This window comes from Lentzea sp. NPDC037011 (genome assembly GCF_055607425.1).
In genome coordinates, this window is the sequence record NZ_JBVJRT010000006.1 from 539,307 (window position 1) to 563,288 (window position 23,982).

A 23,982-nucleotide genomic window follows, 5' to 3' on the forward strand; every position below is an offset into this window, starting at 1 on the left:
TGGAACTCGGGGCGGAGCTGCGTGAGCACCGCCCCGACGCTCGTCATCCCGCAGACCCGGGACCGGCCGGTCCCAGGCCGTCAGGCTCCCGCGGAGCCGGGACCGGTCAGGAAGACCAGGCGGAACTTGCCGATCTGGACTTCGTCGCCGTTCGCGAGGACGGCCTGGTCGACCGGCTCGCGGTTGACGTAGGTGCCGTTGAGGCTGCCCACGTCGATCACGACGAACTCGCCGCCCTCCCGGCGGAACTCGGCGTGGCGGCGCGAGACCGTCACGTCGTCGAGGAAGATGTCGCTGTCGGGGTGGCGCCCCGCGCTCGTCGTGTCGCGGTCCAGCAGGAACCGCGAACCGGCGTTCGGGCCGCGCTTCACCACGAGCAGCGCGGAACCGGCGGGAAGGGCGTCGACACCGGCAACGGCCGGCTCCTGTGCGGGCGCCTCGGCGCCGCCTTCCATCTCCTGGAGGAAGTCCGCCCGGAAGACGGAGGTCCGCTCCGGGGACTGCTCCGGCGGAACGCCTGGGCCGTCGTTCGTGCTCACCTGAGCTCTCCTCCTGCTGCTGGGTCCGTCGTTTCCGGTAAAACCTATCGCGTTCGAGTCGCCCCCCGAGGAGCGGCTCCCCTTCCGGCCGAAGATCCGGCGAAAGATCGACGTCACTCCTTCTCCACCAACGCCTTGTACCCGTCGGCGTCCAAGAGCCCCTCGACCGCCTCGGGGTCGTTCAGGCGGAGCTCGACCATCCAGCCCTCGCCGTACGGGTCGGAGTTGATGGACTCCGGCGACTGCACCAGGGCGTCGTTGATCGCGACGACCTCACCGTCGAGCGGCGAGTAGAGGTCCGACACGCTCTTGGTGGACTCGACCTCGCCGAACGTGTCGCCGGCCGAGACGGTGTGGCCGACCTCGGGCAGCTGGACGAAGACCACGTCACCGAGTTGTTCCTGGGCGTAGTCGGTGATGCCGACGCGCACGGTGTTCTCACCTGTTGTGGCGACCCACTCGTGTTCCTCGGTGTAACGAAGCTCCTCGGGAATCAACTGACTGCGCTCCTCGTGCTGAACCTGTATGGGGTGATCTTTTCACGCGGCCTTTCCGGGAGTGACCCGCAGGGCCGAGAAGAACTGGTAGACGTACAAAAGCGCCGACCACAGGTACAGCGCTGCACCCCACGCGGTGAACGCGTAGGCGAACGGGAGTGCGAGCTGCGCCCACGCCGAGTCGCCCTGCGCGAGCAGCAGCAGGGGGAACGCGTACAGCAGGTTGAAGGTCGCGGCCTTGCCCAGGTAGGTGACCTCGAACGGGCCCCAGCCGCGCTGCCGCAGGACCAGCAGGCAGATGCCGACGACGACCTCGCGCCCGACCAGCACGAGTGCGATCCACAGCGGCACGATGTCCCTGACCACGAACGCCAGCAGCGTGCAGAACACGTAGAGGCGGTCGGCGGCCGGGTCGAGCAGCGCGCCCAGCCGGCTCATCTGGTTCAGCCAGCGGGCGAGCTTGCCGTCCAGCCAGTCGGACAGGCCCGCGAAGACGAGGACGAGCAGCGCCCAGCCGTCGGCGCGGGGTCCGAGCAACAGGTACAGGAAGAGCGGAACACCGGCCAGCCGCAACACGCTGAGCAGGTTCGGAATCGTCAGCAGGCGATCAGCCGGGTCACGCACACCCGCACTCTAAACGAGTGGCCGCGCACGGGCTGCCGGATGGCGTCACGGCACGCGGTGCGGGTGGTCGCAGGAGCTGCGCGGCCGGTCGGGGGACGGGGCCCGGTGGGGTGGAGGGAGCTCAGGCCGTCCGGGTGAACGTCCAGCCGCGGCGCTGCATCTCGGCACCGGTGAGCGAGCACGGGCGACCGCGGTCGTCGCGGCCCACCCAGCGGGCGCGGAAACCCTCGAGCACGTACGCGTGGCCCCGGCTCCACACCACGCTGCACGGCGCGGTGGGCAGCTGCTCGGCCGGCTGCGGCTCGGTCTCCATGGCGGTTCTCATCTCAGTCCCTCCGTGACATCAGGGATGTCGGCCACCGGGGCTCCGGCGTTATCCCTGTGAACGAATTCTGGCTGACTGTGGTTCAGAACACGTGTCCGTTCCGGGTCCGGAGCGTTAACTGGATCAAATGCCGCGCCGAGCTGTTCGGGGCCGAAGCGCGGCGGATGGCCACGTCGTTGCTCGCGCAACCGTTCGTCGTGCGCCGATGACCACCCATCTCGTCAGTCCGATCGGCGCGGCCTAACGTGTCCGCGTGGACCAGGTGAAATTCGGGCCGGAGCTCCTCTCCCGGTTGCTCGACCACCTCGGCGCGCAGCTCGACGGCTGCCGCGGGGTGGGCCTGTCGGTGTGGCCCGACGGGGCGGTGCTGCGGGCGGTCGGCGTGGCGCAGGAACTGGACCGGGCGCAGGTGGAGGCCGGGGAGGGACCACTCGTCGACGCCTCCCGCGACGAGCGGCAGGTGACCGCCGAGCTCGGCGGTCACCACGTGGTGGCGGTGCCGGGGAGCTGGGGTGACAGCGGACCGATAGTGCTGACGGTCTACCTGGACCACCCGGCTGGCATCGAGGACCTGAAGGTGGTCGAGGAGATCGAGCCGCTGCTCGCGACGGCGGCCGCGGTGGTGCAGTTCTGCGCCGGCGAGGTCCTGCGGGCCGACCAGATGGTGCGGATGGTGCAGCACCGGCGCTACATCGAGCAGGCCAAGGGGCTGCTGGTGGGTGCGCGGGGATGCCGGCCGGGCGAGGCGTTCGAGCTGCTCGTGCGAGCCAGCCAGCACGCGAACGTGAAGCTCCGCGACGTCGCGGCGGCCCTGGTGCTCGTGGTCGGCGGGGACCTGGAGGACACTGGTGAGGACGTCACGGTGCCGCCGCGGACCGCCTATGACACCGCTCGCGAACTTTGGGCGGAGTTGCAGGTTTGAGTCTTCGGCGACCGGGGTACGGAAGCGGCGACCTGTCCTGTCGAGCGACCTCTCCCGTACGGTGATGTCGCAGCGGTTGAGCCAGCAGCCGCGTGGTGGGGACCGCTGCTGTGGCGGCTCCCCGTGGTCCGAGTAGGGAGAAGATCGGTGACTGTGCAGGACCCGCAGACCATTGAGCTGTCGGCCCGGCAGCCGTCCGACGGCGTCACGGTGCTCGCCGTGTCCGGCGAGGTGGACATGGTGTCCGCGCCGACGCTGCGCGACGCCCTCGTGAACGGCCTCACCGACGGTGGCACCTTCGTGGTGGACATGACCGGCGTGACGTTCCTGGGTTCCGCCGGACTCGCCGTGCTCGTCGAGGCGGCGCGGCTGGCCCCCCAGCGCAACGCGACCCTGAAGGTCGTGGCGACCAAGCGCGCGGTGACGCGTCCGCTGGAGGCCACCGGGCTGGGCGAGGTGCTCGCCGTGCACGACTCGGTGGACGCCGCCCTGAGCTGAGACCACCTGACCTGGGACGAACCCGGCCCAGGACGACTACGACGACTGCGCGTGCCGGCCTGAGCCGAGACCCATCGGGCTCAGGGGGCTTGCGGGGCTTCCGGCACCACGGTGAGCCGGTTGCCCGCCGCGGCCAGCGCCGACGCGACCTCGGCCAGTGCGTGCGCGATGCCTTCGCGCCGCGGGCCGAGACCGCTCAGGTCGACGGTCAGCGGCACGGTGCCGCCGCGCGCGGCGGTGACCAGCCTCCGCCGCAACGACGGTCCCGCCTCGGCGGGCGCGTCACCGCGGACCACCGCCACCACGCCCGAGGAGGTCTCGTAGGCATGCACGTGGCAGTCGGGTGCGGTGTCGTACGTCGCGGGCACGGGCGACCGGGTCCTGCGCAGCCGCACGGTGGTGCCGTTCGGCGAGCGGTGGATCTCGACGTCGTCCACGCTCTCCCGCATGAGCAGGAGTCCCCTGCCGCGCGTGGTGAGCGCGGGTGGTGGCACGCGCCACCGGCCGTGGTCGATGACGTCCACCACGGTCGTGCCGTCGCTCTCGATGCGGGCGCGCACCTCGACCGTGCCGTGCTCGGAACCGGGGTAGGCGTGCTCGACGGAGTTGTTGACCGCTTCGCTCACCGCGAGGACGAGGTCGTCGGCCTCGTCGTCGGTGAACCCGCCGCCTCGCAACCAGTCACGCAGCCGGTGCCGAACGGGCCCGACCTCGTGTGCGTCCGCGGGGAAGCGGAGGGCCAGGAAGTCCTCTCGCACCAGCACGACTCTCCTCCCCTTGATCTCCTGCCTCCAGCAGGTGATTTCCCTGGGCACGGGGTCAGTACACGTGTGAAATGAGATCGGTTCGGGTAAGGCAGTGACATGCCGGCCCAGAGAGCCTTCAGAGCAGAACGGACTACGAGGTGGGTGTGACGCAATTGTCAGGGGTCGAACTGCGGATGGCAGTGGACCCGACGCAGCTCTCCATCGCGCGCGCGGTAGCCGCGGACATCGCGATGCGGCAGGACTTCGACCTCGACGCGATCGAGGACCTCAAGCTCGCGGTCGACGAGACGTGCTCCACGTTGATCACGCTCGCCGCCGACGACGCGGTCCTGAGCTGCCACTTCGCGGTCGACGCCGCGGGTGCGGTCCGGGTGAGCGCGAAGGTGTCGGCCAAGGCGGCAGCGGGCCCGGACGAGGGCAGCTTCGGCTGGCGCGTGCTGACCGCGCTGGTGGACTCGGTGGAGACTTCCGTGAAGGACGACGCCGCCGAGACCGAGGGGTTCGTGGTCCACATCGACCTCGTGAAGTCCTCGGCAGGGGCGGTGGATGAGTGACCGGCTCCGAAGAGGCGACCGCCACGGCCTCGGAGACCGCTGAGAACGCGCAGGGCACGGCGGCCACGACCGAGCCGGCTGAGGCCGCTGAGTCCTCGACCGGGTCGACGAGCGGCAAGGGTGGCGACTACGACCACCTGGCGCCGTTGTTCGCCGAGCTCGCCGCGACGCCCGCCGGCCCGAAGCGCGACACGTTGCGGGACCGGCTCGTCACCGAGCACCTCCCGGTCGCCCAGCACATCGCGCGCCGGTTCGGCCACCGCGGTGAGCCGCACGAGGACCTCGTGCAGGTGGCGACGGTCGGCCTGATCAACGCGGTCGACCGGTTCGACCCCGAGCGCGGCAGCGACTTCCTGTCTTTCGCGGTGCCCACGATCATGGGTGAGGTGCGGAAGTACTTCCGCGACTCGTCGTGGTCGGTGCGGATGCCGCGGCGGCTCAAGGAGCTGCACCTCGCGATCAACGCGGGCACCTCGCGGCTGTCGCAGTCGCTGGGTCGCGCGCCGACGCCGTCCGAACTGGCCGAGCACCTGGGCCTGAGCCGCGAAGAGGTCCACGAGGGGCTGGCGGCCGGCAACGCCTACCAGAGCGCGTCCCTGGACGACATGCTGATGTCGGACGACTCGTCGATCTCCCTCGGGAACACGATCGGCGAGGAGGACCCGGAGATCGCGATGATCGAGCAGCGGGAGGCGTTGCACCCGCTGCTGCAGAAGCTGCCCGAGCGCGAGCGCAAGATCGTGATCATGCGGTTCTTCGGCAACATGACCCAGACGCAGATCGCGCAGAAGGTCGGCATCTCGCAGATGCACGTGTCGCGGCTGCTGGCGAAGACGCTGCGGCAGCTGCGCGACGTCTTGGAGGAATGACCGGTTACAGCTGTTGTTCCCACGGCCCCGCGTCCTCGTTCCGAAACGAGGGCGCGGGGTTTCGTCATCACTTGCCCCGGAAGACGCAAAGCAGACTTGCGGTCGCGGCGAAGCTAGGCGGCGCGGACACGGCGGCGGGCCGCCGAGATGATCTGACGGCGTTCGTCCTCGCCCATGCCACCCCACACGCCGTAGGGCTCCTGGGACTCGAGGGCGTGCGCACGGCACTGCGCGAGCACCGGGCAGTGCGAGCAGATGGCCTTGGCCTTCTCCTCACGCGCTGCCCTGGCGTACCCGCGCTCGTTGTCGGGGTGGAAGAAGATGGCGCTGTTCTGGCCGCGGCACAGCCCCTCCATCTGCCAGTCCCACACGTCGGTGACCGGTTTGGGCAGGCGGGTCGTGCAGGTCATCGCGACTCCCTAAGGCTGGGGCGGAAGAGTTGCGATCACTGCGTACCTCTGCTCGTGCGGCGGTAAACCTGTTCGGCCCAGGTCACAACCGCTCGGGGGCGGAAATTCCGAGCAGGTCGAGACCCAGGGTGAGCACGCGGCTCGTGAGGGCGAGCAGGTGCAGGCGCGAGTCCTGCAGCTCCTGCGTCTCCGCCTTCATGACCGAGCAGGTCTCGTAGAACGTGGACAGCGCCGTGGCCGTGTCGAACAGGTAGGCCGTCAGCTTGTGCGGCGCCAGGTCCTCGATGGCCGCCCTGACCGCCGTGGGCAGCTGCAACAGCTTCAGCGCCAGGTCGCGTTCGGCCTGTTCGGCGAGCGTGATGGCGGCGTCCTGCGGGGCCGTACGACCGACCTTGCGCGCGATGGAGTGCGTGCGCGCGTTGGCGTACTGCACATACACGGACGTGTCGCCGGTCTTGGCCAGCATCTTCTCCCACGAGAAGACGTAGTCCTTCTCGCGGTCGTTGTGCAGGTCGGCGTACTTCACCGCGCCGATGCCGAGGACGCGGGCGAGCTCCTCGCGTTCTGCACCCTCCACTTCGGACGTCTCCGGGATGGCCTTCTCGGCGTGCTGCACGGCTTCGGTCAGCAGGTCGACGAGCTTGATCGTGCCGCCGGCGCGGGTGCGGATGGTCTTGCCGTCCTCGCCCAGGATCGTGCCGAACGGCGTGTGCACCGCCGTGTGCGCGTCGTCCAGCCACCCGGCCTGCCGGGACGTCGCGAAGATCATCTGGAAGTGCAGCGTCTGCGGCGCGCCGACGACGTAGATCAGCTGGTCGACCTCGCGCTCGCGCACCCAGTACCGCACGGTCGCGAAGTCGGTGGTCGCGTACCCGTACCCGCCGTCGCTCTTGCGCACGATCAACGGCTGACGGTCGCCCTCGCGCCCCTTGAAGCCGGGCGGGAACACGCACAGCGCGCCGTCGGACTCCTCGACGAGCCCCTTCTGCCGCAGCTCGGTGATCGTGTCCGCGAGGAACGGGTTGTAGAAGCTCTCGCCGTAGGTGTCGGCGGCGGTGAGCTTGATGCCGAGCACGTCGTAGATGTGGTCGAAGTGCCGCTGCGACTCCGCGACGAGCTCCCGCCACAGCTTCAGCGTCGCCTCGTCCCCGCCTTGCAGCAGCACGACCCGCCGCCGCGACCGGTCGGCGAACGCCGGGTCGCTGTCGAACTTGACCCGCGCTGCCTGGTAGAAGCCGTTGAGGTCGCTGATCTCGAACTCGTCGTCGAACCCGAGGTCCACGAGGTGCTCGATCAGCATGCCGAACGGCGTGCCCCAGTCGCCCAGGTGGTTGTGCGGGATCACCTCGTGGCCCGCGAACGCCAGCAGCCGCGACAACGCGTCCCCGATGACGGTCGACCGGACGTGGCCGACGTGCATCTCCTTGGCCACGTTCGGGCTGCTGTAGTCGATCGCGATCCGCCGCGGCTCCTCCACGACCGGCACACCGAGCCGGTCGTCCCCCTTCAGACCCGCGACCTGCTGCTCCAGCCACCCGCGGGTGAGCCGCAGGTTGATGAACCCCGGCCCGGCGATCTCCGGCGTCTCCACGGCGTCGGCCGAGTCGAGGTGCTCGACGATCAGCTGCGCCACCTCGCGGGGGTTGCGGCCGACCTTCTTGGCGAGGCTCATGGCCACGTTGCACTGGTAGTCGGCACCGTCTCGGTTGGACGGTCGGATCAGCGCTTCCTCCGCGGTGATGTCCACGTCCAGAGCGGCGCGCAACGCCCGCGCCACCCGCTGGCCCAGCTCGAGCCCGACATCCCCACGCAGCACTGAACCCACCTCTCGACCGCGGCTTTGCCTCCCAGTATTTCACCCGCCGCAAACGAGAAGGGCACCGAGGCTTCCGGCTGCCCGCGCGTCACCACCGCCCGAGCAGCAGCGCCCCGCCCCCGACCAGCGCCGCCAGGCTCACCGCCCCGAACACCGTCACCCACCCGAGCGCCGGCACGCCGGTCAGCCACGCCAGCACGTCCGCGTCGGAACGCGGAGCCTGCCGCCGCCAGCGCTTGACCTGCAGCTCCCACACCGGGCGCACCCCGCCGAGCAGCAGGAACCACGCGAACACGTACGCGGCGGTGTCGCGCACCTCGGGTGGGGCGTAGAAGGAGATGAAGAAGAACGCGCCGCCGGTGACCACGACGGACAGCACGCCGAAGACGTTGCGGATCATGATGAGCATCGCCGCGAGGAACGCGATGGTGATCCAGAGCATCAGGCGGATCTGGTCGTTGGTGATGAGCAGGGCCGCGCCGAACCCGAGCAGTGATGGGGCGGTGTAGCCGGCCAGTGCGGTGAAGACCATGCCGGGGCCGCGGGGTTTGCCGCGGGAGACGGTGAGGCCGCTGGTGTCGGAGTGCAGCTTGATGCCGCTGAGGCTGCGGCCGGTGAGCACCGCGACCAGTGCGTGGCCGCCTTCGTGGGCGATGGTGATGACGTTGCGGGTGAGGCGCCAGACCGCGGACGGGGCCACGGCCAGGAACGCGGCCAGCGCGGTGCCCCACGTGATCAGGACCTCGTGCGTGAGCAGTTCGTCCGAGAGCATCGCGACATCGAAACAGACGCGCCGTGAGAGCCGCATGTGGGCTGCTCACGGCGCGTCGGCTCCGGACAGTGCGTGTGGGAGTCCGTCCGCCCGGATGGGAGTTGTGGCTAGTGCTTGATCCGGTCGGAGATCTTGTCGCGGTCCACGCGGTCGGTCTTCGGGTCCACCACGGCCTGCTCCTTCGTGATGGGCTCCTGCGTGCGCGGGCTGACGGCCGGGTCGACGGGCTCGATCCGGCGGTCGTCGCCGAGGTGGTCGTGCGCAACCGTGCCGGGGACGTGGTCGTGGCGGTTGTCGTGCGCCTCGCGCGGCTCCGGCAGCTCGGGCTCCTCCTCGATCAGCTTGCGGCGGGCGGGCATGACCGCGAGCAGCAGGCCGAACAGGGCGAGGCCGAGGTGCAGCCAGTTGTCGTTCGTGTTGAGCGCCAACGGGTTGCCGGCCGCGGACACGGGGTTCTGCGCGACGATCCCGGTGATCATCAGGCCCCACACGAACAGGGCGCCGTAACCGAGGAAGAGCAGCCACCCGTACAGCCGGGCGAGGCCGGAACCGAGTGCCATCACCAGGCCGAGCACGCCGACGACCACGTGCACCAGGTTGTGCAGCGCGTTCACGGAGAACCCGAGCACGAACGAGTGCGCGGTCCAGTCGCCGATCCCCGTGCGGGTGAAGCCCACGACGCCGAACACGATGAACGCGATGCCGGCGAGCGCCGCCAGCACCTGCACCGGTTGCAGACCGGCGACCTTGACAGTGACGCGGTGGGTCATGACGCCCTCCAGGCTCCGTACTTGGTCGCCGGAGAACTACCCCGCCATCACCTCGGCCAAACCGTGCGCGGCCACGCCGGGCACCCCGTTGCGCGGCACCACGACGTTGCGCTTGGCGACGTGCACGACGCGCGCACGCGCGGGGTTGACCAGCACGGTCGCCTCGGCGTCGAGGTCGGTGTGGACGCGGACCTCGACCTGCGAACCGCGTGCGGCGGCGTTGCGCAGCGCGGCGGCGAGGGTGTCGAGGTTCCACGGTTTGACGAGCCGGAACTGGAACTCGTCGACGTGCAGGACGGCCCACAGCTCGGTGCCGGCGGGAGGATCGGTCGGGTTCATGCGGCGGTCTCCTCGGTGGTGGGCCCCGCGTGACGCGGCTGAGGTGCAACGGCTCCGGTGCGCGCGGCGAGCAGCGCGTCCTGCCCGTCGATCGCCGCGTCGTCAACGTCGATGCCGACTCGCACGTACTCAAAGAGGACAGCACGGGTCGTCAGATACGGCCGGGCACCGCCTGCGGCTTGCGCCCGATGCCCGCGTACGCGCCGGGGACCACGCACGGCGCCTCGACCTCCAGCCCGTCCAGCAGCGCCTCGACCGGCTGCGGGTGGGAGACGACGAGGAAGCCGCCCGCGGGCAGCGCGTGCCGGTAGCGGCGGACGACCCGGCCGGGGCCGGTGGCGTCGTCGACGTAGCGCAGGACGTCCACCATCAGCACGGCGTAGGGCTCGCGCAGGTCCAGGTGGGACAGCACGCCGGGGTGCCGCAGCACCTGCTCCGGCCGGCGCAGGTCGGCCTGGATCGCGCACGCCCGCGGCTCGCCGCGCAGCAGGCCGCGGGCGAACGTGGCGGTCACCTGGTCGGAGTCGACGTAGACCACGCGGGCGTCGGGCAGCGTCTGGTGCGTCGCGCCGCACGTCGGGATGCCGGAGCCCAGGTCGAGGAACTGGCGGACGCCGGACTCCCAGCAGTGCCGGACGGCGTGGCGCAGGAAGAGCCGGTGGGCCCTGGTGACGAGCGGCAGCTCCGGGTCGATCCGGACCGCCTGCTTGGCGAACGCGCGGTCGGCGGCGTAGTTGTGCGCGCCACCCAGGTAGTAGTCGTGGATCCGCGCGGCGTTCGGCCGACGTACGTCGACCTCGTAACGCGCGAAGGCGGGGACCGCAGCCATTCGCAGAGCGTAACTGGCGCCTAGACCATTCGGGCGAAGTTTTCGAAGATTCTTTGGGTCCGTCTGACATTCACCCGGTTGACGGCGGGCCCGGTCCACCCCACGGAGACCGGGCCACGTAGCGCGCACGGGAATCGAACCCGTGTTTCCGGATTGAGAGTCCGACGTCCTGACCACTGGACGAACACGCCGAGGACGAGCATTAAAAGAAATGCTCGAAGGTAATTCGTAGAAGGCGTTTCAGCTGCTCACAGCTTGGCCGGAGCTCCGGTCCATTCATCTGCTCGGATCATGCAACAATCATGACCGACCACCTGACGGCGCCGCAAAGGAATTAATCGAGCCACGTCAGCGCGAGCCACAGCGCGGCCCGCGCGTCGGCTGACCCGAGGTCGCGGCCGAGCAGCCGTTCGACGTGGGCGATGCGGTGCCGGACGCTGTTGCGGTGCACGCCGAGCACCTCGGCGGTGCGGTCCCAGCTGCCGTGCCGGCCCAGCCAGGCCCTCAGCGTCTCGACCAGCTCCGGCCTTCCGAGCAGCGCCGCCAGCTCCCTGCGGGCGAACGCGGCCGCCACCGCCGGGTCCAGCAGGGACGTCAGATCGGACGCGGGCAGGGCGGGGGAACCGGTCGCCAATGCGCGTGCCAGCAGCCCCGAGGCCTCGGCCGCGGCGGCACCGAAGGCCGCGGCGGACGGCACGCCGGCGGGCACCGGCGAGGAGACGCCGACCGGACCGGACACCGCGAACCCGGCCGGCACCAGCGCGAGGAACCCGTCCCCGAGCTTCGACACCAGCGGCCCGTACCGCCGGGCCAGCACGTCGTGGTCCTCCCGCGACCGCCCCGCCACCACCCGGTGCGGGCCAGGCCCCAGCACGTCCTCCACGCCGGTGGCCTCCTCGCGCAGCAGGGCCGCCGCCGCGAGGCGCGCGATCCGCCCGCGCTCCCCCTCGACGTCGCGGCGCAGCAGCCCCAGCAACGCGAGCGCGACGGCGACGACGGCCCGTTCGGCCGGCGAGAGCGCCACCGGTCTGCGCACCACGAGCACCGCGGCCTCGACCGGGTCGAGCGTCACGTGGTCGTCACCCACCCTGGTGGAGGCCGAACGGGGGCCGGTGCCCGACGCGACCCGGTCCACGAGGGACGCCACGTCGTCCGGTGCGGTCGCGGGGTCCACCAGCTCGGCGCGGCACCCCAGCACGGTGGCGAGCACGGCCAGCACCGACTCCACCGGCCGCACGCGGGTCGCGGCACGGGTGAGCGCGCGCTGGCCCTCGGCCAGCATCCGCTGCTCCCGCACGGCGATCTCCGCGAGCAACGCGCCCAGCGCCCGCGACACGGCCAGGAACGGCGTCGACGGCGGCACGGCCAGCAGCGGCATCCCCTGGTCCGCGCACGCTCGCACCAGCGACGGCGGCACCGCCGGGAACTCCGGTTCGACGCCGAACCCGATCGCGGTGACACCGGAGGACACCAGCCCGGCCACGTAGGCGGGCACGTCGCCCGGGAACCGCACCCCGGCGGTGAGCAGCAGCTCCTCGCCGACCAGGTACGGCGCCGGGTCGGCCAGCTCGGACACGTGCGCCCAGCGGACCGGCCGGTCCAGCCCGGACGATCCGCACAGGACGGTCAGCCCGAGCTCGGCACGCGCCACGAGCGCCCGCAACGGGACGGTTTGCACAACCACAAGCCCGGGATTGTGCAGAGCAACCGCTTACCGGCGCCAGCCCGCGTTCCTACTGTTGCACCCCGAGGAGGTCCGGCAGTGGCTCTCGACCACGCGGTGATCGCCGCTCACGTGCTCGGGATCTCCGGTGGGTGGCAGGACGCGCAACAGGGAAGGAACTGGTGAAGCCATGATCGGCCCCGTCGACTCCTCGCAGGTCCCCCGGTACGCGGGCCCGGCGACCTTCGCCCGGCTGCCGCGCCTGGACCAGGTGGCGCACGCGGACGTCGCGGTGGTCGGGGTCCCGTTCGACACCGGTGTCTCCTACCGGCCGGGCGCGCGGTTCGCCCCGGCGGCGGTGCGGGAGGCGTCCCGGCTGCTGCGGCCCTACCACCCCGGCCTGGACGTGTCGCCGTTCGAACGCGTGCAGGTCGCGGACGGCGGGGACATCGCGGTGAACCCGTTCCACATCGGCGCGGCGATCGAGACGATCGAGGGCGCGGCATCGGCGTTGCAGGCCGAGGGCACCAGGCTGGTGACCATCGGCGGTGACCACACGATCGCGCTGCCGTTGCTGCGGGCGGTGTCACGCATCCACGGACCCGTTGCGCTGCTGCACTTCGACGCGCACCTCGACACCTGGGACACGTACTTCGGCGAGCCCTACACGCACGGGACGCCGTTCCGCCGCGCGGTCGAGGAAGGGGTCCTCGACACGGAGGCGATCTCCCACGTCGGCACGCGCGGGCCGTTGTACGGCAAGAAGGACCTGGAGGACGACCGGCGGCTCGGGTTCGGCATCATCACGTCGTCGGACGTCCTGCGGCGCGGTGTCGACGAGACGGTCGACGCGCTGCGGCACCGCATCGGGGCACGACCCGTGTACGTGTCGATCGACATCGACGTGCTGGACCCGGCGCACGCCCCCGGCACCGGGACGCCCGAGGCCGGCGGGATGACGTCGCGGGAGCTGCTGGAGGTCCTGCGCGGGCTGCGGGGGCTGAACCTGGTCGGCGCGGACGTGGTCGAGATCGCCCCGGCCTACGACCACGCGGACATCACGTCTGTGGCAGCCTCGCACGTGGCTTACGACCTGGTGGCGCTGATGTCCTTGAAGGAGAGCGCGTGATCACCACGCGACCATCGCGTCTGTGGCAGACAGTGCACACGGTGGCCTACGACCTGGTGTCGCTGATGTCCTTGAAGGAGAGCACGTGATCACCACGCGACCATCACGTCTGTGGCAGACAGTGCACACGGTGGCTTACGACCTGGTGTCGCTGATGTCGTTGAAGGAGAGCGCGTGACCGTGTCCCGCAACGGCGGTGATGTCGTCGTCGAGACGTTGGAGGCTCTGGGCGCGAGCACCGTCTTCGGCATCCCCGGCCAGCACGCCCTCGGCCTGTTCGACGCGGTGCGGCGCTCGAAGCTGCGGTACGTCGGCAGCCGGACCGAGGTCAACGCCGCGTTCGCCGCCGACGGCCACGCGCGGATCACGAGGTCCGTGACGCCGTTGCTCGTGTCGACCGGGCCGGGTGCCCTGCAGACGTTGGCCGGACTGCAGGAGTCAGCGGCCGCATCGGCGCCCGTGCTGGGCATCTCGTCGCAGATCCCGTTGGCGGGCCTTGGTGGCGTGCGCGGCGGGTACCTGCACGAGCTGACGGACCAGCTGGCGTCGTTCCGCCACATCGTGAAGCACGCGCGCGTTGTCCGGCGTGCGTCGCAGATCCCGTCGGCGTTGACCGAAGCGTGGGAGATCGCGCTGACGGCACCGCACGGGCCCGTGTGGCTGGAGATCCCGCAGGACGTGCTGCTCGGACCGGCCGGGGTTCCGCCGGTGACGTCGGTGTCGTGGTCGCCGCGCGCGCTGCCCCCGCGGCCGGAGCTGGTCGCGGAAGCGGTGCGGTTGCTGGACGGTGCTGAACGGCCGGTGATCCTGGCCGGCGGTGGAGCGTCCGGGCCGGAGCTGGTGGAGCTGGCCGAGAAGCTGCGCGCGCCGGTCGTCAGCACGTTCGGCGGCAAGGGCAACTTCCCGTGGGAGCACCCGCTGTCGGCGCAGTCGTGGCTGGAGGACCGGCACACCACGGAGTTCCTGGCCGACGCGGACGTGCTGCTGGTGGCCGGCTCCGGCCTCGGCGAGCTGTCCAGCAACTACCGCACGTTCCGGCCGCGCGGCACGGTGGTCCAGGTCGAGGCGGACCTCGGCAAGCTGGAGGCGAACTACCCCGCGCTGGGCATCCACGCCGACGCACGCCTCGCCCTGCGCGCGTTGGTCTCCGGTGTCACGGCCAGGGCCGCCGACGGCGTTGCCGAGCGCCGCGTCGCCGAGCTGCTGTCCTGGGTGCGCGAACGCTTGCGCGGTCAGGACCTCGACCTGGAGCTGGAGGTGCTGCACGCGGTGCGCGCCGCCGTGCCCGACGGCACCCCGACCTGCTGGGACATGACGATCCTCGGCTACTGGGCCTGGTCGGCCTGGGACCCGCGCGGTGGTGCGCAGCTCTCCGCCCAGGGCGCGGGCGGCCTCGGCTACGGCTTCCCCGCCGCACTCGGGGTCGCAGCGGCGGGCGGCGGACCGGTGCTCGCGGTCTCCGGCGACGGCGGTGCCATGTACGGCATCTCCGAGCTGGCGGTCGCCGCCCAGCACGGGTCGCGCGTGGTGTGGCTGATCGTCGACGACGGCGGCTACGGCATCCTGCGCGAGTACATGACCGACGCCTTCGGCCAGGCCACCGGCACCGAGCTGGCCCGCCCGGACTTCGTCGCGCTGGCCGCGTCGTTCGGCGTGCCCGCCACCCGCAGCACCCCCGGGACGCTGCGGGAGGACCTCGCCAAGGCCTTCGCGGACGGCGGCCCGCACGTGGTGGTCCTGCCCGCCGTGCTGCGCATGTTCGCCCCCACGCACCTGGAGCACCCGTGATCGTCGCGAACCTCGTCAACGGCACCTCCGCCCCGGCCGCGGCCACCTCGCCGCTCGTCGACCCCGCGACGGGCCTGGAGACCGGCCGCGCCGCCGTCTCCCGCGCCGCCGAGGTCGACGCCGCCGTCGCTGCTGCCGCCGCCGCGTTCCCCGGCTGGTCGCGCACCACCCCGGCGGACCGCCAGCGGGCCCTGCTGGAACTCGCCGACCTGGTCGAGGCGAACGCGGAGGCCCTCGCCGACGCCGAGGTCCGCGAGACCGGCAAGATCCGCTCGGTGCTGCTGGACGAGGAGGTCCCCCAGTGCGCCGACCAGCTCCGCTTCTTCGCGGGCGCTGCCCGTGCGCTGGGCACCGCCGCGGCCGGCGAGTACCTGCCGGGCCACACCTCCTACCAGCGCCGCGAGCCGGTCGGGGTGATCGCGCAGATCACCCCGTGGAACTACCCGCTGATGATGGCCGTGTGGAAGATCGCCCCGGCGCTGGCCGCGGGCAACACGGTGGTCCTCAAACCCGCCGACACCACCCCGTCGTCCACGGTGCTGCTCGCGTCGCTGGCCGCACGGGTGCTGCCGCCGGGCGTGTTCAACGTCGTCCTGGGCGACCGCGACACCGGCCGGCTGCTGGTCGAGCACCCGGTCCCGGCGATGGTGTCGCTGACCGGCTCCACCCGCGCCGGCGTCGAGGTGGCCCGGTCCGCGGCCACGACGGTGAAGCGCCTGCACCTGGAGCTCGGCGGCAACGCGCCGGTGCTCGTCTTCGACGACGTGGACGTCACCGCGACGGCGGAAGGCGTTGTGGCAGCGGCGTTCTACAACGCCGGGCAGGACTGCACCGCCGCGTCCCGCGTGCTGGTGCACACCGCGGTGCACGACGAGCTCGTCACGGCGTTGGTGCGGGCCGCCTCGGCACAGGTGCCCGGAACGGACTTCGGACCGCTGAACTCGCAGGCCCAGCTCGACCGCGTGCTCGGGCTGCTCTCCCGGACCACCGGGACGGTCCACTGTGGAGGGAAGCGGCACGGCTCTGCCGGGTTCCACCTGGAGCCCACGGTGGTGTCCGGCCTGTCCCAGGACGACGAGCTCGTCCAGGAGGAGGCGTTCGCGCCGGTGATCACCGTGCAGCCGTTCACCTCCGACGACGAGGCCGTGGCGCTGGCCAACGGCGTCCCGCAGGGACTGGCGTCGTCCGTGTGGACGCGGGACGTCGGCCGTGCCACCGCGGTGAGCGCCCGGCTCGACTTCGGCATCGTGTGGGTGAACACGCACGGACTGGTGGCGTCGGAGATGCCGCACGGCGGGTTCGGGGCTTCCGGTTACGGCAAGGACCTGTCGGTGCACAGCCTGGAGGACTACACGCGCGTGAAGCACGTGATGATCGCGCACTGACGCGCTGTTGACCTCCACTTAGCTGGAGCTCCTAGCGTTCGTGCCATGTTCGCGATTCGGCAGCACGAGTTCGGTCCGGCGGAGAACCTGCGCTTCGAGGAGGTGCCCGACCCGGAGCCCGGTCCCGGTCAGGTGCGCGTCACCGTGGCCGCCGCCGGCGTCCACTTCGTCGACACCATCATCCGCAAGGGCGCGTTCGGGCCCGTCGACTTCCCGACGACCCCGGGGCGCGAGGTCGCGGGCGTCGTCACCGCGGTCGGTGCCGGGGTGACGAGCGACTGGGTCGGGCGCCGGGTCGTGACCCACCTCGGCATGGGCGGTGGCGGGTACGCCGAGCTCGCCGTCGCCGCGGTGGAGGCGCTGCACCCGGTGCCCGACGACGTCTCGTTCGAGGCGGCCGTCGCGATGATCGGCACCGGCCGCACGGTGGTCGGCGTGCTGGACGTGGCCCGGCTGACGGCGGACGACGTGGTCCTGGTGACGTCCGCGGCGGGCGGCATGGGCACGTTGTTCGTGCAGGAGGCGCGCGCCATCGGCGCCCAGGTGATCGGGCTCGCGTCGGGCACGAAGCTCGACCACGTGATGGCCAACGGCGCCGACGCCGCCATCGACTACACCCGGCCCGGCTGGGGCGACGCGCTCAAGGACATCACCGTCGTGCTCGACGGCGTCGGCGGCGAGGTCGGCACGGCGGCGCTGAGGACGCTCGGCGTCGGCGGGCGCACGATCATCTACGGCTGGGCGTCCGGAACGGCCACCGACACCAGCGTCGACAACCTGTACCCGAAGTCGCTGACCGCGGTGGTCGCGCTGGGGCCGGGGCTGCTGCGGCGCGGGCTGCGGGCGCTGGAGGACGAGTCGATGGCCGGGCTGGCGAGCGGGCGGTTCGTGCCCTCGGTCAACCCGCCGTTCGCGCTCAAGGACGCGGCACGGGCGCACGAGGCGCTGGAGTCCCGTGCCACCGTGGGCAAAGTGGTGCTCAAGCCGTGAAGCAGGGGCCGTTCCCGCGAACGGGAACGGCCCCTGCACCAGCGCTCCGTCAGGCCTGGACCGGCACCTCGACGAACTTCTTGCCCGCGGTGTTCTCGACGACGACGGACTTGACGTCGTTCGGCGCGACCAGCGCGGACCCGTCGAGGTTCGTGCCCTCGGCCGCACCCTTCTTCGAGACGAGCCAGGAGCCCGCCTCCTGCCGGGTGCCGTCCTTGGCCACCACGAAGATGCGGCACTTCTCGCCCTCGGGGATGCCCGCGATCGCGAAGTTGGTCCGCACCCAGCCGGTGGCCGGGACGACCTTCACGGTCATCGACGCACCGGTCACCGCGTCGGTGGCCGTGGCGAGCTTCGTGCCCGCCGGGTCGGGGGCGACGCTCTGGGTCGGCTGGGCGATGCCGCCGTCGCCGCCGGGCGAGGTGGCCTTGCCGACGAAGACACCGGCACCCAGGACCAGGGCGGCCACCACCGCGGCGGCGGCTCCCAGGGTGATTTGACGGCGGCGGGCGACACCACCGCGTTCCGAGCGCACCTGGCGCAAGGTGCGCTGCAACACCAGATCTCCGCCCTCCGGCGGGCCGTCGAGCATCGCCTCCGGTGGCACCTCGCCGAGGAAGGCCTCCATGGCGCGGAGGTCCTCCAGCTCACGGGTGCAGCCGGGGCAGGACGCCAGGTGCTGCTCCACCTCGCGCACCTCCTGCTCGTCGAGTGCTCCGAGGACGTAGGCACCGAGCAGCTGCGGATCGTGCTGCGTGGTCATCCGGCCACCCCCTTCAGTGCGACCTGCTGACCGCCGAACGTCTCCCTCAGGGCCCGCAACGCGTAATACGACCTGGACTTCACCGTTCCCGGTGGCACCCCCAGGGCCTGTGCCGCCTCCGTGACGCTGCGGCCGCGGAAGTAGATCTCCATCAGCACGTCCCGGTGGTCGGACGACAACCGGTCGAGCGCTTCGAGCACCACCACCGAGTCGACCACCTGGTCCGCGTGGTCGCGCTCGACCGGGGGCGTGGCCGGCGACTCGGCCACCTCCTGCGGGCGCGCCGCCTTCGCGCGCACCCGGTCGGTGACGATGTTGCGCGCGACGGTCAACAGCCAGCCGCGCACCGATCCCTTGCCGTTCACGAGGGCGTCGGGGTGGCGCCACGCGCGGACGAGGGTCTCCTGGACCACGTCCTCGGCCGCCGCCCGGTCGCCGGTCAACCGCGTCGCGTACGCCAGCAGCGCCCGACCGTGCTCCTCGTAGAGCGACCGGATCAGTGCCTCGTCGGCCGCTGTCTCCCGTTTGCGGGAGAACAAAGCCGCCATCCACCCACTCCTCCCCGCCCACGAACACCTCGTGTGGGCGTCCTGTTCCAAGACCTCAGCCGACACACGAGCGGGCACGGGCTTCGGTTCAACGGAGTTCCGACGAAAGTGAGGCGGATGGTAGCGGTGGCGGTGCCGCGGCTCACCGCATCCGGTTCAGGTGCGCGGCCAGCTCCCGCATCGCCGCGTCGGGCATGACGTTGATGAACATGCCGTGGTCGGTCGCCGGGTCGCGCAGCTCCTCGGCGAAGCTGTCGATCGCGAACGGGCGGCCCGCGGGGATCTCGTAGCCGACGGTGACGTGCAGGCGCGGAACGGGGAACGTCTTGGGCGGGCACGCGCCCCCGGCCGACGCGAACACCACGTGCGTGCGGTGCGAGGCGCTGTCGGTGTTGTTGCCGTCCCAGCAGCTCGGGAAGTCGTAGGTGCGCAGGGTCCGCACGCCCGGCGCGCACAGCGGGTACTTCGTCGTGTACCGGTCCGGCTGGTCGGCGCAGCCCCACCTGGCCCGCGCGTTCGGGCCGTAGCCGGTGGTGAACGCGGTCGGGTCACCGGTGATCAGGCGCAGGAACCGCGGCATCGGCAGCACGTCGCTGACCGGGCTGCCGTCGTAGCGGACCTCCACGCTCGCCGGGGGCAGCACCTCGCCGGTGTTGCCGTGCAGGCCACCGCCGTCGGCGTGCGCGTCGTGACCCGTTCCGTCGGTGAGCCGCAGCACCGGCCAGTAGTAGGTGGAGCGGTCGTCCTCCTCGCACGTGGACGAGGCCTGCGCGAGAGAGGCGTTCGTCGACATCGCGTCGGCCGACTCGTTGCCCACGTACTCGTGGGTGTGGTGCGCGCCGAACGGGATGCCGGGCGACACGACCGGGTTGTCGGCGTTGAGGTGGCGCTTCTCGTTGGTGCCGCAGCGGATCACCACGCCGGGGGTGTCCGGCTCGGTCCACGCGTGGTCGAGCTCGCTCACGAACATGTCGGCGCCGGGCGTGCCGTTCGAGGTGCCGCCCAGGAGCACGACCCCGGCGGCCACGACGACGATCACCGCGAGCACCGCGACGACGACGGTCGTCGGTCTGGTCGGTGCCACGGCACCAGCCTGCCCTGTGCGGTGCGGCGGCGACAGACCGGGGTTCCGCCCCGGGGTCTCCCACACCGGCCGGGTGGCGTGGGAGATCCGCCCGTGCGGTCAGGAACGCCGAGGTCAGCCCGCCGTGATCAGCGGCTGCCGGTCGTGGTCGACCACGCTCACCCCGGACACGTCCGCCGCGCGGACCATCGCCGACCCGGCCAGCGTGACCTCGCCCTCGTCCGCACGCCAGGAGCCGGCGGTGAACGTCCGGCCGTCCGTCGTGTGCACGACCAGCCAGCAGGCCTTCCCGTCCGGCACGCCGTCGACCGTCGCGACGAGCCGCAGCCCGCCCTCGGTGTCGGTGACCGCCACGGCCAGATGCGCCCCCTCGGACGAGGTGCCCCGCAGGACCGCGTCAGCGGCCTCGGAGCCGTGTCCCAGCCACACTCCCCCAGCCAGCACACCCGTGACCACGAAGGTCGTCGTCAGTGCCGTGATGCGTCCTCGGCGCCGCACGGCGTGATCTCTCTCTTGGCGAACCGTGCCCAACGTGCGCTGCAGGACGTGGTCCGCGTTCGGCGGTGGACCGTCGAGCGAGGCCTCCGGTGGTAGCTCATCCCTCGGCAACGGGCACGGAACGCGGGAACGCCGCACTTCTTCTCCTCTTCCGCAGTACCGCGCTCTCGCGGTGACCGACACCTTCAGAACGGGTCGCGGAGGAAGTTGGTTCACCGTGGGCACAGAGAGGTGATCAGGCCGGATGTGCGTTCTTGACCAAGCCGCTGAGCAGGCCATACGGTGTCATATATGATATATGACCGGCCGGGAGCACCTCCCGCGTCGCGCACGGACTTCGTTCTGGAATCGATCAAAGAAGCAATTCTCAACGGAAACCTGAAGCCCGGTCAGGCGCTCGTGGAAACAGATCTCGCCGCGTGGCTGAGCGTGTCGAAGACGCCGGTGCGGGAGGCGCTGAAGACCCTGGCCGGGTCCGGGCTGGTCGTCCAGAGCCCGTACAAGGGCGTCGCCGTGCGCACGGTCGACGCCGCGCTGGCCACCGCGGTGTACGACGTGCGGGTGCAGCTGGAACCCGAGGCGCTGCGCCGCGCGGTGGTGCTCGGGGCGTCGTTCGAGGAGGCCGGGCTCGCGCTGGAGGACACCGGCGACCTCGCGCGCCGCAGCCTCGCCAACCGGCGGTTCCACCGCGCCCTCTACGCCGGCTGCGGCAACCCGCTGATGGTGCAGATCCTCGACGGGCTGCACGACCAGGCGGCGCTCGTCACCGTCGCCGGGTGGGGCATCCGCCCGACCTGGGAGGCCGAGGCCGCCGAGCACCGCGCCGTCCTCGCCGCCGCCGTGGCCGGTGAGAGCAGCCGCGCCGCCGTGCTGCTGCGCGACCACCTGAAGACGTTCGCCGACCGAGTGACCCAGGAGCTCGCCGATGTCGTTCGATGACCTGTCCGAACAGCTCGCGTCCGTCGTGGCGGTCACGGTGACGCCGTTCGACGCCGAGGGGGCCGTGGACGAGAAGGCCTGCGCGACCGTGGTCGACCGGGTGGTCGACGGCGGGATCACCGTCGTCACGCCGAACGGCAACACCGGCGAGTTCTACGCGTTGTCCCCGGCGGAGACCGAACGCGTGCTGCGGGTCACCGTCGACACCGCCGCCGGACGGGCCTCGGTGCTCGCCGGTGTCGGGCACGACCTGGACACCGCCGTGCGGGCCGCCCGGTTCGCCGACGCGCACGGCTCGAACGGGGTCATGGTCCACCAGCCGGTGCACCCGTACCTGTCGCTGGAGGGGTGGGTCGGCTACCACCGGGTGATCGCGGACGCCGTGCCCGAGCTGAGCGTGGTGCCGTACGTGCGGGACCCGCGGATCGGCGGCGAGCAGATCGCCGCGCTCGCGGACGCGTGCCCGAACGTGGTGGGCGTGAAGTACGCGGTGCCGGACCCGGTGCGGTTCGCCGCGGTGGCGCGGGACGCGGGCCTGGACCGGCTGACCTGGGTGGCGGGGCTCGCGGAGCTGTCCGCACCGGCCTGCTTCGCCGTCGGCGCAACGGGTTTCACCTCGGGGCTCGCGAACGTGTCCCCGCAGCTGGCCGTGCAGCTGCTGCGCTGCCTGCAGGCCGGTGAGCCCGGTGCGGCGATGCAGCTCTGGGAGTTCGTGCGCGGGTTCGAGGAGCTGCGGGCGGCGGACGGGTCGGCGAACAACGTGTCCGTGGTGAAGGAAGCGCTGGCGCAGCTGGGTGTGTGCCGCCGGGACGTGCGCCCGCCCGCGAGCGTGCTGGACGAGGCAGGCCGGTCGGCCGTGGGTGTGGTGCTGAGCTCGTGGAGCCTGCTGTGACGCCTTCCGGGAGGAGGTTGCGCAGCGCCGCGTGGTTCGAGGGCGAGGGGCTGCGGGCGTTCTCGCACAACGCCCGGATGCGCCAGCTCGGGCTTAACGCGCAGGAGCACCTCGGCAAGCCGGTCATCGCGATCCTGAACACGTGGAGCGGCATCAACCCGTGCCACATGCATCTGCGGGAGCGCGCGCAGCAGGTCGAACGCGGCGTGTGGCAGGCGGGCGGGTACCCGGTGGAGTTCCCGGTGTCCACGCTGTCGGAGACGTACCAGAAACCGACGCCCATGCTGTACCGCAACATGCTGTCCATGGAGGTGGAGGAGATCCTCCGCTCCTACCCGGTCGACGGCGCGGTGCTGATGGGCGGGTGCGACAAGACCACGCCGGCGTTGCTGATGGGGGCGGCCTCCGCCGGTCTGCCCGCGATCTTCGTGCCGGCCGGGCCGATGCTGCGCGGGAACTGGCGCGGGCAGCGGCTCGCCTCCGGCACCGACATGTGGCGGTTCTGGGACGAGAAGCGCGCGGGGACGATCACGGACGCCGACTGGGCGGAGATCCAGTCAGGGCTCGCCCGCTCCCCCGGCACGTGCATGACGATGGGCACGGCGTCGACGATGACCGCGGCGGCGGAGGCGCTCGGCCTCACGCTGCCCGGTGCGTCGTCGATCCCGGCCGTGGACTCGGCGCACCACCGGATGGCGGCCGCCGCCGGTCTGCGCGTCGTCGAGATGGTCGGGGAAGGACTGGCGATCGGCGACGTGCTGTCGCGCGAGGCCTACGAGGACGCGGTGCGCACCGTGCTGGCGCTCGGCGGGTCGACGAACTCGTGCATCCACCTGATCGCGATGGCCGGGCGGTCCGGGATCCCGTTGTCGCTGACCGACTTCGACCGGCTGTCGCGCGAGGTGCCGGTGCTCGCGTCCGTGCAGCCCGCCGGCGAGCACCTCATGGAGGACTTCCACTACGCCGGTGGGCTGCGCGGACTGCTGTCGCGGTTGAGGGACACCCTGCACCTGGACCGGACCACCGTCACCGGCCGCACGTTCGGCGAGGACCTCGACGGTGCCGAGGTGCACGACCCGTCGGTGATCCGGCCGCTCGACGACCCGATCTCACCCGAGGGCGGGCTCGCGGTGCTGCGCGGCAACCTCGCGCCGGACGGTGCGGTGATCAAGTACGTGGCGGCGGACCCCGCGCTGTGCAAGCACACCGGTCCCGCCGTGGTGTTCCACGGGTACGAGGACCTGCGGGCGCGCATCGACTCGCCCTCGCTGGAGGTCGCGGAGGACTCGGTGATCGTGCTCGCGGGAGCCGGCCCGAAGGGCGGGCCCGGCATGCCCGAGTACGGGATGCTGCCGATCCCGGACAAGCTGCTGCGGCGGGGTGTCCGGGACATGGTCCGCGTGTCGGACGCCCGGATGAGCGGAACTTCCTACGGTGCCTGCGTTCTGCACGTCGCACCGGAGGCCCACGTCGGCGGGCCGCTGGCGTTGGTGCGCGACGGCGACCTCGTGACGCTGGACGTCGAGGCGCGGGTGCTGCGCGTCGAGCTCCCCGACGAGGAGCTGGACCGGCGGCGGGCCGCCTGGGTCCCGCCGGCGCCGACGTTCGAACGCGGGTACGGCGCTCTCTACTACGAGCACATCACGCAGGCGAACGAGGGCTGCGACTTCGAGTTCCTGGCCCGCCCCGGCACCACCCCCGACCCGAACGCCCACTGACCCCCTTGCTCCGCCGGCATCCGCAAGTACCACCAACTCAACATCAACAGGCAC

At 71.5% G+C, this 23,982-nt stretch carries 28 protein-coding genes and 1 tRNA gene; 11 read left to right on the top strand and 18 right to left on the bottom strand.

Features of this window, described 5'->3' with window-relative positions; translation table 11 throughout:
- Nucleotides 1-80: 80 nt before the first annotated feature.
- The 4 genes from garA to ACZ7CH_RS21745 all read right to left on the bottom strand — a co-directional run bounded on the left by garA (nt 81) and on the right by ACZ7CH_RS21745 (nt 1,985).
- Complete coding sequence (gene garA, locus ACZ7CH_RS21730; RefSeq protein WP_360392419.1) at nt 81-539, bottom strand: glycogen accumulation regulator GarA; 459 nt, start codon at nt 537-539, stop codon at nt 81-83.
- Nucleotides 540-652: 113 nt separating this feature from the next.
- Entirely contained in the window at nt 653-1,036 is a 384-nt protein-coding gene (gene gcvH / locus ACZ7CH_RS21735) for a glycine cleavage system protein GcvH (protein WP_360392422.1), read from the bottom strand.
- 42 nt (nt 1,037-1,078) lie between these two features.
- On the bottom strand, nt 1,079-1,660 hold the full coding sequence (locus tag ACZ7CH_RS21740) for a CDP-alcohol phosphatidyltransferase family protein (RefSeq protein WP_360392425.1): 582 nt from the start codon (nt 1,658-1,660) through the stop codon (nt 1,079-1,081).
- A gap of 121 nt (nt 1,661-1,781) precedes the next feature.
- Nucleotides 1,782-1,985: a hypothetical protein gene (locus ACZ7CH_RS21745; protein WP_360392427.1), complete on the bottom strand. Its 204-nt coding sequence runs from the start codon at nt 1,983-1,985 to the stop codon at nt 1,782-1,784.
- Nucleotides 1,986-2,238: 253 nt separating this feature from the next.
- Here ACZ7CH_RS21745 and ACZ7CH_RS21750 point away from each other — a divergent pair, with 253 nt between their 5' ends.
- Both ACZ7CH_RS21750 and ACZ7CH_RS21755 read left to right on the top strand, forming a co-directional pair.
- Complete coding sequence (locus tag ACZ7CH_RS21750; RefSeq protein ID WP_360392430.1) at nt 2,239-2,907, top strand: ANTAR domain-containing protein; 669 nt, start codon at nt 2,239-2,241, stop codon at nt 2,905-2,907.
- A 147-nt stretch (nt 2,908-3,054) separates the two neighbouring features.
- A complete protein-coding gene (locus ACZ7CH_RS21755) occupies nt 3,055-3,405 on the top strand; it encodes an STAS domain-containing protein (protein WP_360392432.1) in 351 nt (116 codons plus the stop codon).
- A gap of 80 nt (nt 3,406-3,485) precedes the next feature.
- Here ACZ7CH_RS21755 and ACZ7CH_RS21760 read toward each other — a convergent pair whose 3' ends face one another.
- Nucleotides 3,486-4,169 (bottom strand): ATP-binding protein, encoded by a 684-nt coding sequence (locus ACZ7CH_RS21760; RefSeq protein WP_360392435.1) that lies wholly within the window; start codon nt 4,167-4,169, stop codon nt 3,486-3,488.
- A gap of 176 nt (nt 4,170-4,345) precedes the next feature.
- Between ACZ7CH_RS21760 and ACZ7CH_RS21765 the strand changes: the two genes are divergently transcribed.
- Together ACZ7CH_RS21765 and ACZ7CH_RS21770 are read left to right on the top strand one after the other, a co-directional pair.
- Entirely contained in the window at nt 4,346-4,726 is a 381-nt protein-coding gene (locus tag ACZ7CH_RS21765; protein WP_360392437.1) for an ATP-binding protein, read from the top strand.
- A gap of 137 nt (nt 4,727-4,863) precedes the next feature.
- Nucleotides 4,864-5,595 (top strand): SigB/SigF/SigG family RNA polymerase sigma factor, encoded by a 732-nt coding sequence (locus ACZ7CH_RS21770; RefSeq protein WP_360392696.1) that lies wholly within the window; start codon nt 4,864-4,866, stop codon nt 5,593-5,595.
- 113 nt (nt 5,596-5,708) lie between these two features.
- On the opposite strand, the gene ACZ7CH_RS21775 is transcribed toward ACZ7CH_RS21770, so the two are convergent.
- The 9 genes from ACZ7CH_RS21775 to ACZ7CH_RS21815 form a co-directional block, all read right to left on the bottom strand.
- A complete protein-coding gene (locus ACZ7CH_RS21775; RefSeq protein ID WP_360392440.1) occupies nt 5,709-6,005 on the bottom strand; it encodes a WhiB family transcriptional regulator in 297 nt (98 codons plus the stop codon).
- 82 nt (nt 6,006-6,087) lie between these two features.
- Nucleotides 6,088-7,821: an arginine--tRNA ligase gene (gene argS, locus ACZ7CH_RS21780; protein ID WP_360392443.1), complete on the bottom strand. Its 1,734-nt coding sequence runs from the start codon at nt 7,819-7,821 to the stop codon at nt 6,088-6,090.
- Between the two features lie 88 nt (nt 7,822-7,909).
- The gene (locus ACZ7CH_RS21785) at nt 7,910-8,593 is read right to left on the bottom strand and encodes a M50 family metallopeptidase (protein ID WP_470374696.1); all 684 of its coding nucleotides are present in this window, start codon (nt 8,591-8,593) and stop codon (nt 7,910-7,912) included.
- A gap of 107 nt (nt 8,594-8,700) precedes the next feature.
- Nucleotides 8,701-9,363, bottom strand: coding sequence for a DUF4383 domain-containing protein (locus ACZ7CH_RS21790; protein ID WP_470370884.1), 663 nt, complete (start codon nt 9,361-9,363; stop codon nt 8,701-8,703).
- 36 nt (nt 9,364-9,399) lie between these two features.
- A complete protein-coding gene (locus tag ACZ7CH_RS21795; RefSeq protein ID WP_470374697.1) occupies nt 9,400-9,702 on the bottom strand; it encodes a hypothetical protein in 303 nt (100 codons plus the stop codon).
- On the bottom strand, nt 9,699-9,827 hold the full coding sequence (locus ACZ7CH_RS21800; protein ID WP_360392453.1) for a hypothetical protein: 129 nt from the start codon (nt 9,825-9,827) through the stop codon (nt 9,699-9,701). The genes ACZ7CH_RS21795 and ACZ7CH_RS21800 overlap by 4 nt, the downstream gene beginning before the upstream one ends.
- 26 nt (nt 9,828-9,853) lie before the next feature.
- Nucleotides 9,854-10,531, bottom strand: coding sequence for an SAM-dependent methyltransferase (locus ACZ7CH_RS21805; protein WP_360392455.1), 678 nt, complete (start codon nt 10,529-10,531; stop codon nt 9,854-9,856).
- 119 nt (nt 10,532-10,650) lie between these two features.
- Nucleotides 10,651-10,722: transfer RNA gene (locus ACZ7CH_RS21810), tRNA-Glu, on the bottom strand.
- Nucleotides 10,723-10,865: 143 nt separating this feature from the next.
- Complete coding sequence (locus tag ACZ7CH_RS21815; protein WP_470374698.1) at nt 10,866-12,215, bottom strand: PucR family transcriptional regulator; 1,350 nt, start codon at nt 12,213-12,215, stop codon at nt 10,866-10,868.
- 169 nt (nt 12,216-12,384) lie between these two features.
- Here ACZ7CH_RS21815 and speB point away from each other — a divergent pair, with 169 nt between their 5' ends.
- The 4 genes from speB (at nt 12,385) to ACZ7CH_RS21835 (ending at nt 17,486) form a co-directional block, all read left to right on the top strand.
- Nucleotides 12,385-13,323, top strand: coding sequence for an agmatinase (speB, locus tag ACZ7CH_RS21820; RefSeq protein ID WP_470374699.1), 939 nt, complete (start codon nt 12,385-12,387; stop codon nt 13,321-13,323).
- 180 nt (nt 13,324-13,503) lie between these two features.
- Nucleotides 13,504-15,111, top strand: a complete 1,608-nt coding sequence (locus tag ACZ7CH_RS21825) for a thiamine pyrophosphate-binding protein (protein ID WP_470374735.1) — start codon at nt 13,504-13,506, stop codon at nt 15,109-15,111.
- A complete protein-coding gene (locus ACZ7CH_RS21830; RefSeq protein WP_470374700.1) occupies nt 15,108-16,496 on the top strand; it encodes an aminobutyraldehyde dehydrogenase in 1,389 nt (462 codons plus the stop codon). The genes ACZ7CH_RS21825 and ACZ7CH_RS21830 overlap by 4 nt, the downstream gene beginning before the upstream one ends.
- Before the next feature lie 45 nt (nt 16,497-16,541).
- Nucleotides 16,542-17,486 (top strand): zinc-binding dehydrogenase, encoded by a 945-nt coding sequence (locus ACZ7CH_RS21835; RefSeq protein WP_470374701.1) that lies wholly within the window; start codon nt 16,542-16,544, stop codon nt 17,484-17,486.
- A 49-nt stretch (nt 17,487-17,535) separates the two neighbouring features.
- On the opposite strand, the gene ACZ7CH_RS21840 is transcribed toward ACZ7CH_RS21835, so the two are convergent.
- The 4 genes from ACZ7CH_RS21840 to ACZ7CH_RS21855 all read right to left on the bottom strand — a co-directional run bounded on the left by ACZ7CH_RS21840 (nt 17,536) and on the right by ACZ7CH_RS21855 (nt 20,379).
- Nucleotides 17,536-18,249 (bottom strand): anti-sigma factor family protein, encoded by a 714-nt coding sequence (locus ACZ7CH_RS21840; protein WP_360392470.1) that lies wholly within the window; start codon nt 18,247-18,249, stop codon nt 17,536-17,538.
- A complete protein-coding gene (locus tag ACZ7CH_RS21845) occupies nt 18,246-18,797 on the bottom strand; it encodes a sigma-70 family RNA polymerase sigma factor (RefSeq protein ID WP_360392473.1) in 552 nt (183 codons plus the stop codon). Before ACZ7CH_RS21845 ends, ACZ7CH_RS21840 begins: the two co-directional genes overlap by 4 nt.
- Before the next feature lie 142 nt (nt 18,798-18,939).
- Nucleotides 18,940-19,881, bottom strand: coding sequence for a DUF1996 domain-containing protein (locus ACZ7CH_RS21850; protein WP_360392475.1), 942 nt, complete (start codon nt 19,879-19,881; stop codon nt 18,940-18,942).
- Between the two features lie 114 nt (nt 19,882-19,995).
- The gene (locus tag ACZ7CH_RS21855) at nt 19,996-20,379 is read right to left on the bottom strand and encodes a hypothetical protein (RefSeq protein WP_470374702.1); all 384 of its coding nucleotides are present in this window, start codon (nt 20,377-20,379) and stop codon (nt 19,996-19,998) included.
- A 291-nt stretch (nt 20,380-20,670) separates the two neighbouring features.
- Between ACZ7CH_RS21855 and ACZ7CH_RS21860 the strand changes: the two genes are divergently transcribed.
- The 3 genes from ACZ7CH_RS21860 to araD are packed head-to-tail and all read left to right on the top strand — an operon-like array spanning nt 20,671 to nt 23,928.
- Nucleotides 20,671-21,318, top strand: a complete 648-nt coding sequence (locus ACZ7CH_RS21860) for a GntR family transcriptional regulator (protein ID WP_470370878.1) — start codon at nt 20,671-20,673, stop codon at nt 21,316-21,318.
- On the top strand, nt 21,305-22,210 hold the full coding sequence (locus ACZ7CH_RS21865; RefSeq protein ID WP_470374703.1) for a dihydrodipicolinate synthase family protein: 906 nt from the start codon (nt 21,305-21,307) through the stop codon (nt 22,208-22,210). The genes ACZ7CH_RS21860 and ACZ7CH_RS21865 overlap by 14 nt, the downstream gene beginning before the upstream one ends.
- On the top strand, nt 22,207-23,928 hold the full coding sequence (gene araD, locus ACZ7CH_RS21870) for an L-arabinonate dehydratase (protein ID WP_470370876.1): 1,722 nt from the start codon (nt 22,207-22,209) through the stop codon (nt 23,926-23,928). Before ACZ7CH_RS21865 ends, araD begins: the two co-directional genes overlap by 4 nt.
- Nucleotides 23,929-23,982 lie beyond the last annotated feature (54 nt).